Here is a 12,422-nt window from a genome sequence, read left to right on the forward strand (position 1 = left end):
GATGAGCCACTCCCCCCGTATGGTAAAAGACTCGATCAGCGGTGCAGACTACTTTCTGCGCGGCTTCTCCCTCATTCGCCAGCCCGGCATCCGCACCTTCGTGCTGATCCCCCTGCTGGTCAACTTCGTGCTGTTTGCCGGGGCCTTCTACGCCCTGCTGCTGCAGCTGGATGGCCTGTTCGCCTGGCTGCACCAGCAGATCCCGAGCTGGCTCGACTGGCTGGACTACCTGCTCTGGCCCATCGCCCTCATTACCATACTGGTGGTCTTCTCCTTCCTGTTCAGCTCGGTGGCCAACTGGATAGCCGCCCCCTTCAACGGCCTGCTGGCGGAGAAGGTGGAGCAGGCGCTCACTGGCGAGGCCGCCAACGACACCGGCATGCTGGACATCGTCAAGGATGTGCCACGCACCTTCGGCCGCGAGTGGATCAAGCTCAAATACTACCTGCCCAAGGCCATCGGCTGCCTGATCCTGTTCCTCATTCCGGTGGTGGGCCAGACCCTGGCGCCTGTGCTCTGGTTCCTGTTCAGCGCCTGGATGATGGCAATCCAGTATGTCGACTATCCGTTCGACAATCACAAGATCGACTTCATCACCATGCGCGATGCCCTCAAGCAGCGCCGCGGCAAGTGCCTGAGCTTCGGCGCCCTGGTCACCCTCTTCTCCGCCATCCCGGTGGTGAACCTGTTCGTGATGCCGGTCGCCATCTGCGGCGCCACCGCCATGTGGGTCGATCACTACCGCAGCGAACAGCTCAAGCGCTGACCCGGACAAGCATGATGAAAAATGGGGGCGAAAGCCCCCTTTTCATTACTTAATCTAATGCATATATGAGTTTGCTTGTCCCGCCAGCGCTAGATTGTTAGGATGCGGGCCTTTCTCGCACCCTGGGATATCTCATGTTACATGCACTCTTCTTGCTGGGCCTGGTGGCCGAAGGGATGACAGGCGCGCTGGCCGCGGGCCGGCGACGGATGGATTTGTTCGGCGTGGTGATCATCGCCTCGGCGACGGCCATCGGAGGCGGCACCATCCGCGATGTGCTGCTGGGCCATTACCCCCTGCTCTGGGTCGAACACCCGGAGTATGTGCTGCTGGTCGCCGGCGCGGCCATGGCCGGCGTCATCTCGGCACCGCTGATGCGCTATCTCGGCAAGCTGTTCATGGCGCTCGATGCCCTGGGGCTGGTGGTCTTCTCCATCTTCGGTGCGGCCAGGGCGCTGGAAATGGGTCACGGCGCCGGCATCGCCTGCATCATGGCGGTGGTGACGGGGGCCTTCGGCGGCGTGCTCAGGGATCTGCTCTGCCAGCGCATTCCGCTGGTGTTTCGCCGCGAGCTCTATGCCGCCATCTCGCTGGTGACCGCCGCCCTCTACTGCCTGGCGCTGGATCAGGGCCTGCCCAACGACTGGGCCGCCTTCGGTGCCATCGGCATCGGCTTCGTGCTGCGCCTGCTGGCGGTGCGCTTCAAGTGGGGGCTGCCCACCTTTCACTATCAGTACGCCGCGCACTGAGCGCGCCAGCTTCTGGCGAGCCGGTACGGATCACAGCCAACAAAAAAGCGCCGGTCAGGCGCTTTTTTGTTGGGCAGGGGGGCTGCAACTACCTCAGTTGATCCCTTCCGAGCTGAAGAAGGTCGCCTTGTCGGCGATGAAACGGATCTTGATGTTCTTGCCCTCGTCGCCCCAGATGCAGCTGGTAGTGCCCAGCGCATCGTCACAACGCTCGGCCTTGCCGAGGATGCTGCTCGCCTCGGCGTAGCTGATCCCCATCTTGAGCTTGTCGTAGTTTTCGCGGTTGAGCTTGCCACAGCCGGTCAGCAGCAGGGCAATCAGCCCGCCAAGCAAAATATGTTTCATCTGGTTCTCCTCTGCATGGTGTCCAGAGCCTACCAGCTCGACCACCCCGCTGACCAGTCACCCGCCGGGCCGATGCGGCCAGCAAACCGCCGTTACCAGCTGCGCACGGGCCCGGTGTCGAGGTGCACGAAGTTGTCGCTCGGGTAGTAACCGACGCCGCCCACCTTGAGATGGAGCGCCGCCTTGCGCAGGTGCGCCAGCTGTACCCCGGGGATCCGCACGTCCACCGCCTGCCCCAGGGTGTGGTAGCTGTGCTTGGCCACCCCGCGGCTGCGACTGCGCTTCTGGCGATTGGTCACAGGGGAGCGATAGCCCGAGATGAGCTGGATTTCGCCGTGGCGACCCAGCTTGTGCTGCAGCAGGTAGAGCTGGTCGAACAGCTTCCTGTCGATGTTGAACACTTCGTTGCGACGGTAGTCGCGAAAGATGTGGTTGAGCTCGGCCAGCCCGTCTTTCAGATAGCGGCCATCTTCCCAGTAGCTGGTGCGCACCCGCTCACCGGTATTGAGATTGAAGAAGCTGAGTTCACGTCCCGCCGTACTGCGACTCGCCATGGCGGGGAAGGACAACAGCGAGCCCCCCAGCAGGCAACCGGCACCCAGCAGCAGGCGACGTCGGCTTATCTCTTGATCAAGCATCCCTTGTCCGTCCATCGCAATGTTGAGGTGAAACCGTTGAATGAATTTGATACAGGCGCTTGAAACTACCCGCCGAGCCGGCCGCTGTCAAACCGCGAGGTGCCATGAAAAAGCCCGGCGCAGGCCGGGCTTTTCACTCTGTGGCGAGGATCACAGCAGGCGACTCTGGTAGCTGACTCGATCAAATCCATAGATGTCGTTGCGCAGTTGCTGACGCCCCTCCTCGTCGATCCAGCTGCTCCAGTAGACGGTGAACACCGGGATCGGAGTGGTCAGCGGCAGCCACTTGGTCTGGCTCTCTTTCAGGATGCTGGCCACCTTGTCGGGCTGGTAGCGGGAGTCCGCCAGCAGCAACTCGGCCAGATCGTCGGCGTGTTCCACCCGGATGCAACCCGAACTGAAGGCGCGCGCGCCCTGCTCGAACAGTGCCTTGCGCGGGGTTGAGTGCAGGTAGATCGCCTCGTTGTTGGGCAGATAGAACTTGTAGCGACCCAGTGCATTGTGATCGCCCGGCTTTTGCCGCAGACGATAGGGGAAACCGGACGCCAATGCCTGCTGCCAGCCCTCTTCGGTGAACTGCACCGGATTGCCTTCGCCGTCGATCACCTCGAACTGCTCGCGATTGAGGTAGGCGGGGTCACGCCCCAGCTTGGGCAGAATGTCCTTGCTCAGGATGGAGCGCGGCACGTGCCAGGCCGGGTTGAGCACGATGGAGCGGATCTCGCTGGCGAGGATCGGGGTGGCCCGCTGCTCTTTGCCGACGATCACCCGGCTGGTGAACACCTCGTTGCCGGACTCCACCACGCTCAGCCGATAGTCGGGGATGTTGACCAGCACGTAGCGGGCCCCGGAGAGCTGATCCACCAGATCACGTCGCCACAGGTTGCGCAGCAGCAAGCTGGCGCGCACCTCGGGCCCGGTGTTGAGCCAGCTGCGGGTCTGCCGGCCTATGATGCCGTCGGCGGTCAGACCGTGGCGGCGCTGGAACTGCTTGACCGCCTGCAGGGTGTCGTCGTCGTAGGTGGCGTCGTCATGGCGCGGGGCCGTGTCGCCCAGCTCGTTGAGGATGGAGCGGATCTGGCCCAGCTCCGGAGAAACCTCGCCGGCCCGCAGGGTTGGCATGGTCAGGGTCGGCCACTTCTTGGCCATGGGCAGCGCCAGCAGCTTGCGCACTTCCTCGCGCACCGCCTCGTATTCCGCGACCTGGGGTCTGAGCTGCTTGACCTGTTCCAGCAGGTTGTCGCCGGCCGGCTCGTGAGCCAGCGGCTTGTTCAGATTGAGTTTGAGGGTCTGCATCTGCTCGCGGGAGACCAGATCCATGGCGCGCCAGGCCTGCTGGAACCGGGCCAGCTTGCCAAACGCCTCGTCATAGAGGGCGCCGCGCTGATCTGCCGGCTTGGCCTGCAGCTTCTTCCAGAGCGTATAGAAATCCGGGTGCAACTGGGCCAGCACGGCCTCCTGCAGTTGCTGCTCCAGCTCTTGCCTGGCCTGCTCCGCCATCCGGTTCTGATACCAGTCGTGCTGCTCCGCCGCATTGCTCACCACCACCTGGCCTTCGCTGGCCTGTGCCATGGCCGCTGGCCAGCAGCCCAGCCAGATCAGGTTTGCCAATGCCAGCCAATACTTCTTCCCCATGCTTACCTCAAGATAGGTTCACTTCAATCCGTCAGACCCGGCGGTCAAGGCGCTCATCATGCGTGAATGCCCGCGACTTTGCTAGCCGGCGGGCGCATAGCGCCGCCAGATAATGTCATACTCATTTGTTGCTTTAAACTTGGCCAGCTCTCGATTGAACTCCCGCACGAATTCGGGGGACAGCCGTTTCTTGCTGAACATGAAAAAGGTCGGTGCTTCATATACGGCCATGGCATGGGGCACGATCAGATCGCTCAACCCCTCCTTCTTCAAGCCCCAGGGGGTGGCCAGCACATCGCCGAGAAAACCGTCGATGCGTCCCAACACCAGCTTGCCGTAGTTCTGCTCGTCGTTCACCACGCTCACCTGAGCGGCATAACGACGCAGCAGCTCGCTGATTTCGGCGCCGTAGTAGTAGTCCTTGGTGATCCCCAGGGTATGCCCGTCAGCCAGCCAGCTCGCCAGATCGGTGTCGGCATAGGCGTCTGACTTGCGGATCCAGAGCACGCTGCGGCCCGGATTGTAGGCATCGGAAAACCAGGCATAACGGGCACGATCCTCGTTGAAGTAGGCCTCCATGGCAATGTCAACTACCCCCAACTCCAGGCCGTGCAACACCCGTTTCCAGGGCATCTCCACGTAGCTGGCCTTGCAATCCAGCCGTTTGAGCATGGCGTTGAGCGCTTCGATGGCAAAGCCCTGCAGCTCTTTCTTGCCGGCCGCGGACTCGAGGTAATAGTGATAGGGCGGCCAGTTGTCATAACCGATCCGCAAGGGAGCAGGACACAGCGCATTTGCCGATACCAGCGGTGTCAGCAACCAGAGCATCCAGCAGCAGAGTTTCAGCTTCATGGGTCATCCTTGACGGCGTATCAGCTCATCATAAATCGGCCTCGGCAAAATGGCGACAGATCCTGCCACAGGGATGCAGACCATGATCGGGCGCCGAAAAAGCGGCACCGCCCGAGCAGAAAAGGGGCCCGGCCGGCCCGCCACAACAGGGCCTGGGGGCTAGCTAAAAAGAGGGAGAAGCGACATTTGGAACACCAATCAGAAAGGGGTTAATATGTGACCAAATATATTTTTGTGATCCACTATGCTTTTTTTGCAATTGGATTAGCATATGCGCGAAATCAGCCTACAAACCGTGAGGCGCAGAGAGTGATATGACGTACAAAAAGTTTGGTTTTCTGACCGCCATCGTGGCGCTGAGTGGTTTCTATCTCTACACCCTCTATCTGGCCGCCCACCCCAACGTGAGCCTGGCCTACAAGCTCTATTACCTGGAAGGCAAGACCCGCTTCTGGGAGCACAACTCCAGCATGACCTACCAGCCCGGCAACGAGCTCAATCTGACCAAGCCGAGCCGCTTCCTCTCCAGCGAAGGCTGGGCCAAGAAACCGAGCGAGGATGGCACCGAACTGAGCGGCCAGGGTGGCCTCTATTTCGTACTGCCCAAACAGCAGGCACAGCCGGAACAGCTGACCATCCAGGCCCGGGTCAACAGCCCGCAGGCCGGCGCTCTGCTGAAGGTGGCACTGGGTCACGATTTCACCACCACCGTCAAGCTGGCCAAGGCCGGCATCAACGAGATCCGTCTCAGCCTGCCGGGCGAGTCGCTGACCTCGGATCCCAAGCGTCCCAACTTTCTGGCGCTCTCCGCCCCGACACCGCTCAATGTCCAGTCGGTGCGCTTGACCGTCGCCCAGTAAGACGTATTCTCCAATACGCTGTTTTATAAAATAATTTTCCAAATAAGGAAGTTTTCATGTCGCATGCCGATTTTCGACTCTCTCTGATCGTTCCCGTTTACAACGAGGAAGAGAACATAGATGCCTTCATCAACGCGATAGATAACGAACTGGCGCCGCTCAAGGATCAGCTGGAAATTGTATTCGTCAACGACGGCAGCCGCGACCGCACCCGTGAGGTGGTCGAGCAGGCCATCGCCCGCGACCCGCGCGTCACCCTGGTCAACCTGGCCCGCAACTTCGGCAAGGAAGCGGCCATGACCGCCGGCCTGCATCACGCCAAGGGTGATGCCGTGGTGCCGATGGACGTGGATCTGCAGGATCCGCCCTCACTCATTCTCGAATTCGTCAAGCTGTGGCAGACCGGCGACTACGACACCGTCTACGGCATCCGGGTGGATCGCAGCGCCGACACTCCGATGAAGCGCCTCACCGCCGGCGGCTTCTACCGCTTCTTCAACGCCCTCTCCACCAGCACCAAGCTGCCGGAGAACGCCGGCGACTTCCGCCTGATCGACCGCAAGGTGGTCGAGGCGATCAAGCAGCTGCCGGAGCGCAACCGCTTCATGAAGGGGCTGTTCGCCTGGGCAGGTTTCCGCGCCGTCGGTGTGCCCTACGAGCGCCCCGCCCGCCATGCTGGCGAGACCAAGTTCAACTACTGGAAGCTGTGGAACTTCGCCCTCGACGGTCTGATGAGCTTCTCCAGCTGGCCGCTGCGGGTATGGAGCTACGTCGGCGTCGGCGTCTCCTTCGTTGCCTTCCTCTACATCCTCAAGATCGTCACCCAGGTGGTCTTCTTCGGCATCGACGTACCGGGTTACGCCTCCCTGATGTCGGTGGTGCTGTTCCTCGGCGGCATCCAGCTGCTGTCGCTCGGCATCATCGGCGAGTACATCGGCCGTATGTTCGTCGAAGTGAAGCAGCGCCCCGTCTACCTCATCGAAGGGGTGTACGGCCAGTATGCCAAGCAGGACGCCACCACCGGCAGCAAGAAGAGCGCCGGCAAGAAGGCAGCTGCCGCGAAAGCCGCTGATGACCAGCAGGAGCAGGCTTCTCAATGATCTCCCGCGAGGAATTCTGGCGGCTGGTACGTTTCGGGTTTGTCGGCGGGGGGGCCACCCTCGTCGATCTGGGCACCTCCATCGCCCTGTTTCACACCTGGCCCACCATCTCGGAGCACCTGGTGACGACGCTGGCCTTTGCCATCGCGTTCTGGTTCTCCTTCTTCGGTCACCGTTACATCACCTTCCAGAAGCAGGGTGCCGCCAGCAAGTTCCTGCTGGTCGCCCTCTTCTCGCTGGCGGTGCGTAACCTGATATTGAGCGGTCTGCTGTTTGCGGGTCTTTCCGGTCTGTTGCCGGTGGTGATCGCCACCCTGACGGTCACCGTGCTCACCTACCTCCTCTCCAGGATCTGGGTATTTGCCTGATGAATGACATGACTACCACCACAGCCCCCGACCAGGCGGCGCCCTATCGCCCGTCACTTCGCATCAGCGGCCGCGACTGGCTGATGATCATCGCCGCCTTCGTGCTGAGCCGGGTCGCCCTCTACGGCATGGGTTACTTCGGCGTCCAGCTCTACGGCGCCACCGACATAGGCCCGCTGCAGGCCTATTGCCAGTTTGACTGTGTCTGGTTCCAGCGCATCATCGAGAACGGCTACGACCTCTACCCGCGCTGGCTGAGCAAGGGTAATGCGGCCAACTGGGCCTTCATGCCGCTCTACCCGATGATCTCCGGCACCCTCTCCAACCTGCTCAACGTCGAGAGCCTGATCGGCCTGATGCTGGTGGCCAACCTGGCGTTCTTCATCAGCCTGCCGCTGATGCTGCTGGTGCTGCGCCAGCTCAAGCTGGGTGACGATACCGCCCGCTTCGGCGTCTGGTTGCTCGCCTTCTCCCCCTTCTCCGCCTACTTCGTCTCCGGCTATACCGAGTCGATGTTCATGGCGCTGATGCTGGGCATGTTCCTGTTCGCCTATCGCCAGCAGTGGCTGATGGTGGCCCTGCTCGGCGTCTTCATCTCCGCCACCCGCAACCTGGGGGTGATGATGGTGTTCCCGGTGCTGATCCTGGCGCTGCAGGCCTACGGCTGGCGCGAGTTCTTCCGCTTCACCGAGCGCGCCTTCAAGGTGGTGTTCACCCTCTGGATGATCCCGCTCGGCCTGTTCGCCTACATGTTCTACCTCTATCACCTCACCGGTGATGCGCTGGCCTTCAAGCACATCCAGGTGGCCTGGGGCCGTTACATGGACAGCCCGCTGGACTGGTGGCTGAGCGGCTTCGAGCTGGGCGGACGCAAATCCTACCTCTCCATCATGGTGATGTTCGGCTGGGCGCTGAACCTCTATCTGTTCAGCCAGAAGCGCTGGGCCGAGGCGACCCTGATGTTCATCTGCTGCACCATTCCGCTGATGACAGGGCTCAATGCCATGCCGCGCTACATGTTCGGCCTCTATCCCACCATGCTGGCGATCATCCTGCTGACCCATCGCTGGCCGGCCATTCGCCCGGCCGTGCTCTGCCTGAGCGGCATGGTGGCCTCCTTCATCGCGGTGGCCTTCGTCAACTTCAAGTTCTTCACCGTGTGACGAAGGTGGCAATGCAACAAGCCGGTCTATCGACCGGCTTTTTTTATGGGCACGACACCCCGCTCACACTTTTCCACTCTTGAAAACGTAACCATTTGAACTGATGTCACAAATCGGCGGTTTGCCTGTCCAAGCGCGCCCTCATGCCTCCTAGAATGAGCCCCATTGACGGCAATCTGGTCCGCTTAACCCCAGCAAGGAATGGCTTATGCGTCGCACCCCCTCGGTTTCTTCCCTCTGGCTCGCCCTGCTGGCCTGCCCCCTCTTTCTCCATCAGGCCATGGCCGCCGAGGTGCGCCTCTACGTGGATGACCAGCCGGTCGGCACGCCGCTGGCGCTGGACAAGGGGGCGCTGCAGCTGACCCATCCGCTCACCAAGGGGAGCCACCAGATCCGCATCAGCGACGCGGGCAACAGCTGCGGCACCAGCTTCGGTCCGAGCGAGGCCAAACCGCTCCCCTTCGGCACCGCCCAGCCCATGGACAAGTGCAGCAAGGGGCAGCACTTCAACCTGCGGGTGATGCTGGCGGGGGACTATGAGTTCACCTTCAACCCGGATACCCCCAGCCTCAAGGTGCTGCGAGCCACCAGGAAGAGCGAGTTCAAACGCCAACCGCCAGCGGAACCCTGCATCAGCTGGGATGGCGGCCCGGTTACCGTATCCCTGAAAGGAGTCTGGCCCGACGGCACCCAACTGCGGGACGCCTACTCCGGCCAGCAAGGGGTGGTCAAGGGCGGCAAGCTGACCCTGACGCCCAGTAAAGAGAGCGGCGGCCTGCTGCTGCTCGAGCCGGTCAAGGCGGCCACAACGGCCCCCTTCAGCTGGGATCAGGCGAGCGTCTATTTCCTGTTGACCGACCGCTTCAACAACGGCGATCCCGCCAACGACCACAACTTCGGGCGCCAGAAAGACGGGCAGGATGAGGTGGCTACCTGGCATGGCGGCGACTTCAAGGGGCTGACCGCAAAGCTCGACTACATCAAGCAGCTCGGCATCAACGCCATCTGGATCACTCCCATGGTGGAGCAGGTCCACGGCTTCATCGGCGGTGGCGAGCAGGGCAACTTTCCCTTCTACGCCTACCACGGCTACTGGGCGCTCGACTTCACCAAAATCGACCCCAACTACGGCGACGAGGAGAGCCTCAAGACCCTGGTGGACGAGGCGCACAAGCGCGGCATGCGCATCATCCTCGACGTGGTGATGAACCACGCCGGCTACGCCACCCTCGCCGACCTGCAAGATCTCGGGCTCACCGACCTCACCCAGAACACCGGCAAACTGCCGGCCCGCTGGAACCAGTGGCGCCCGAGCGGCGGCCTCAACTGGCATGGCTACAACCAGTTCATCGACTACCAGTCGCCGAAGTGGGACCAGTGGTGGAGCGGTGACTGGGTGCGGGCCGGCCTGCCCGGCTACCCGCAACCCGGCACCGACGACGTCACCGGCTCGGTGGCGGGACTGCCGGACTTCCTCACCGAATCCACCAAGCCGGTGGGGCTGCCGCCGCTGCTGGCGGAGAAAAAAGACACCAGGGCCAAGGCGCTGCCCAACGCCACAGTGAGCGACTATCTCATTGCCTGGCACACCGACTGGGTGCGCCGCTTCGGCATCGACGGCTTCAGAGCCGACACGGTCAAACACCTGGAGCCCGCCGTCTGGGCCCGCCTCAAGCAGGCTGGCACCACCGCCCTCAAGGAGTGGAAAGCCGCCAACCCGACCAAGAAGCTCGACGATCTGCCCTTCTACATGGTGGGCGAGGTGTGGGATCACGGGGTGGCCAAGGATTTCTGGTATCAGAACGGCTTCGATTCCCTGATCAACTTCGACTATCAGCGCGAGTTCGCCCTGCCCCAGGCCCAGTGTCTGGCCAGCGCCGAGCCCACCTATGCCGGCTACGCCAGCCGCATCAATCAGGATCCCGAGTTCAACGTGCTGAGCTACATCAGCTCCCACGACACCAAGCTGTTCTTCGGCGACTATCAGGACGTGACGTTGCAGCGCCGGGTCGCCAGCAGCTTCATGCTGCTGCCGGGCGGCATCCAGATCTACTACGGCGATGAGTCCGGCCGCGGGCTCGCCAAGGATGGCGGCGTGTTCGATCAGGCACTGCGCTCGGACATGAACTGGCAGGAGCTGGCCAGCGGCGAGAAAGCCGAGCTGGTCAAGCACTGGCAGCGGCTCGGCCAGTTCCGCGCCGCCCACCCGGCGGTGGCGGCGGGCAGCCACAAGAAACTGGCCGACAGCCCCTATGCCTTCGTGCGGGAGAAGGGGGATGACAAGGTGGTGGTGGTGTTCGCCGGCCGCCAGCCGTAATCCGGCCCAAGGAATCAACCCCAAACAGAGAGGGGAGCCAGTGGCTCCCCTCTCTGTTTACACCAGCCGTTCAGACCGGCTGTTTCGCCCGCAGGTTCACTGCGGCTGACGAGCGGCCGCCGGCCACTGCAGACGCGCCTTGACCAGGGTCTGCTGCCACAGCGGCCAGGCCAGCAGCGCCTGCTGATAGACACCCGCCTGGCCGGGCAGCTGGATGCCGTAGCTCGCCAGCCGGTAGGCCATCACCGCATAGAAGGCATCGAGGATCCCCGCCTCGCCAAAATAGAAGGGCCCCCGCGCCTGGGACCAGATGGTCTGCAGCCGGGCCAGCTCGCCGATGGCCTCCACCGGCGGTTCACTGCGGGTCGGGGCGCCGAGGAAGAAGGGCAGCAGGGTGCGGATTTGGCGAAAACCGGCGTGCAGCTCGGCACAGAGGCTGCGGGCCAGCGCCCGCTCGGCCTGTGATGCGGGATAGAGCTGGCGATCGGGGCAGAGCTCGTGGATATATTCGGCGATGGCCAGCGAGTCGTGCACCCGCACACCGTCGTGATCGAGCCAGGGCACCAGGCCGGCGGGGGCCAGCCGCTTGAGCCGCTGCAGATCCTTGGCATCTTCCAGATCGAACACCTGCTCCTGCCACTCCAGCCCGCTCATGGCCAGCACCAGCGCCGCCCGCATTGCCCAGGTGGAGCCAGTGCCCACCGTCAATACCAGAGATCCCATCTATTGCCTCCTGCATGGGTTGTTCATGACCATCCCATCTGCCCCAATGGCACGACATCCGACGGTCGCTTCACATTTGCGCGCCGGCAGGTTTGACCCTCTCCGGGAGCGGTGCTAGTTTGATTTTCCAAAACAATCAGTTAGCAACAATGTGAGCAATGGACAGCCAATTTACCATCGTCATCGCAGATGACCACCCCCTGTTTCGGGGCGCCCTCTATCAAGCGGTGCACATGGCCATCGACGATGCCCAGCTGCTGGAAGCGGACTCCATCGACAGCCTGGCCCACCTGCTGGGGGAACACCCGGAAGTCGACCTGCTGCTGCTCGATCTCAAGATGCCGGGGGCCAACGGCTTCTCCGGTCTCGCCCACCTGCGCGGCCAGTATCCCGACCTGCCCATCGTGGTGGTGTCGGCTTCGGAAGAGCCCGCCATCATCCAGCAGGTGCTGCGGCTCGGCGCGCTCGGCTTCATCCCAAAATCGGCGCCGATGAAGGAGCTGGTCAACGCCCTCAATACGGTGATCGGGGGTGACAACTGGGTGCCGGCCGGGATCTCGCTCCATCCCGAGCCCTGTGAGGGCGCCGATTTTGCCAGCAAGCTGGCCAGCCTCACCCCCCAGCAGTACAAGGTGCTGGTGATGCTGCGCGACGGCAGCCTCAACAAGCAGATCGCCTGGGAGCTCAACGTCTCCGAGGCCACCATCAAGGCCCACATCACCGCCATCTTCAGAAAACTCGGTGTCAAGAACCGCACCCAGGCGGTCATCGCCCTGCAGCAGATGGATATCAAGGACGACTGAGCCTCTTGCCCCCATCAAGGCCCACATCACCGCCATCTTCAGAAAACTCGGCGTCAAGAACCGCACCCAGGCGGTCATCGCCCTGCAGCAGATGGATATCAAG

General features: G+C 62.4%; 13 protein-coding genes. 8 read left to right on the top strand and 5 right to left on the bottom strand.

The window, feature by feature from the left end; translation table 11 throughout:
* The first annotated feature begins 1 nt into the window (after nucleotide 1).
* Entirely contained in the window at nucleotides 2-766 is a 765-nt protein-coding gene (gene cysZ, locus ACB033_RS06825) for a sulfate transporter CysZ (protein WP_017779872.1), read from the top strand.
* 134 nt (nucleotides 767-900) lie between these two features.
* Entirely contained in the window at nucleotides 901-1,515 is a 615-nt protein-coding gene (locus ACB033_RS06830) for a trimeric intracellular cation channel family protein (RefSeq protein WP_005303366.1), read from the top strand.
* A 93-nt stretch (nucleotides 1,516-1,608) separates the two neighbouring features.
* Here the strand turns inward: ACB033_RS06830 and ACB033_RS06835 are convergent, their stop codons facing one another.
* The 4 genes from ACB033_RS06835 to ACB033_RS06850 all read right to left on the bottom strand — a co-directional run bounded on the left by ACB033_RS06835 (nucleotide 1,609) and on the right by ACB033_RS06850 (nucleotide 4,985).
* Entirely contained in the window at nucleotides 1,609-1,860 is a 252-nt protein-coding gene (locus tag ACB033_RS06835; RefSeq protein WP_005303367.1) for a hypothetical protein, read from the bottom strand.
* Between the two features lie 92 nt (nucleotides 1,861-1,952).
* Complete coding sequence (locus ACB033_RS06840) at nucleotides 1,953-2,498, bottom strand: DUF882 domain-containing protein (protein ID WP_005303369.1); 546 nt, start codon at nucleotides 2,496-2,498, stop codon at nucleotides 1,953-1,955.
* Between the two features lie 150 nt (nucleotides 2,499-2,648).
* Nucleotides 2,649-4,133, bottom strand: coding sequence for a murein L,D-transpeptidase (locus tag ACB033_RS06845; protein ID WP_139725392.1), 1,485 nt, complete (start codon nucleotides 4,131-4,133; stop codon nucleotides 2,649-2,651).
* Between the two features lie 81 nt (nucleotides 4,134-4,214).
* Entirely contained in the window at nucleotides 4,215-4,985 is a 771-nt protein-coding gene (locus tag ACB033_RS06850) for an ABC transporter substrate-binding protein (protein WP_139725391.1), read from the bottom strand.
* Nucleotides 4,986-5,299: 314 nt separating this feature from the next.
* Between ACB033_RS06850 and ACB033_RS06855 the strand changes: the two genes are divergently transcribed.
* The 5 genes from ACB033_RS06855 (at nucleotide 5,300) to ACB033_RS06875 (ending at nucleotide 10,793) form a co-directional block, all read left to right on the top strand.
* Nucleotides 5,300-5,845, top strand: a complete 546-nt coding sequence (locus ACB033_RS06855; RefSeq protein WP_139725390.1) for a hypothetical protein — start codon at nucleotides 5,300-5,302, stop codon at nucleotides 5,843-5,845.
* 56 nt (nucleotides 5,846-5,901) lie between these two features.
* Complete coding sequence (locus ACB033_RS06860) at nucleotides 5,902-6,945, top strand: glycosyltransferase family 2 protein (protein WP_139725389.1); 1,044 nt, start codon at nucleotides 5,902-5,904, stop codon at nucleotides 6,943-6,945.
* Nucleotides 6,942-7,313, top strand: a complete 372-nt coding sequence (locus ACB033_RS06865) for a GtrA family protein (RefSeq protein ID WP_005303379.1) — start codon at nucleotides 6,942-6,944, stop codon at nucleotides 7,311-7,313. Before ACB033_RS06860 ends, ACB033_RS06865 begins: the two co-directional genes overlap by 4 nt.
* Nucleotides 7,313-8,476 carry a membrane protein gene (locus tag ACB033_RS06870; RefSeq protein WP_017784006.1) on the top strand — a complete coding sequence of 388 codons (1,164 nt, stop codon included), beginning with the start codon at nucleotides 7,313-7,315 and terminating at the stop codon, nucleotides 8,474-8,476. The genes ACB033_RS06865 and ACB033_RS06870 overlap by 1 nt, the downstream gene beginning before the upstream one ends.
* Before the next feature lie 208 nt (nucleotides 8,477-8,684).
* Nucleotides 8,685-10,793: an alpha-amylase gene (locus tag ACB033_RS06875; protein WP_139725388.1), complete on the top strand. Its 2,109-nt coding sequence runs from the start codon at nucleotides 8,685-8,687 to the stop codon at nucleotides 10,791-10,793.
* A gap of 96 nt (nucleotides 10,794-10,889) precedes the next feature.
* On the opposite strand, the gene ACB033_RS06880 is transcribed toward ACB033_RS06875, so the two are convergent.
* Nucleotides 10,890-11,516: a glutathione S-transferase gene (locus tag ACB033_RS06880; RefSeq protein ID WP_139725387.1), complete on the bottom strand. Its 627-nt coding sequence runs from the start codon at nucleotides 11,514-11,516 to the stop codon at nucleotides 10,890-10,892.
* Between the two features lie 158 nt (nucleotides 11,517-11,674).
* On the opposite strand from ACB033_RS06880, the gene ACB033_RS06885 reads away from it, so the two are divergent.
* Nucleotides 11,675-12,319, top strand: coding sequence for a response regulator transcription factor (locus ACB033_RS06885; protein WP_005303387.1), 645 nt, complete (start codon nucleotides 11,675-11,677; stop codon nucleotides 12,317-12,319).
* The last annotated feature ends 103 nt before the right edge of the window (nucleotides 12,320-12,422 follow it).

The sequence above is a fragment of the Aeromonas sp. S15(2024) genome (genome assembly GCF_041402265.1).
Taxonomy (GTDB): Bacteria; Pseudomonadota; Gammaproteobacteria; order Enterobacterales; family Aeromonadaceae; genus Aeromonas; species Aeromonas dhakensis.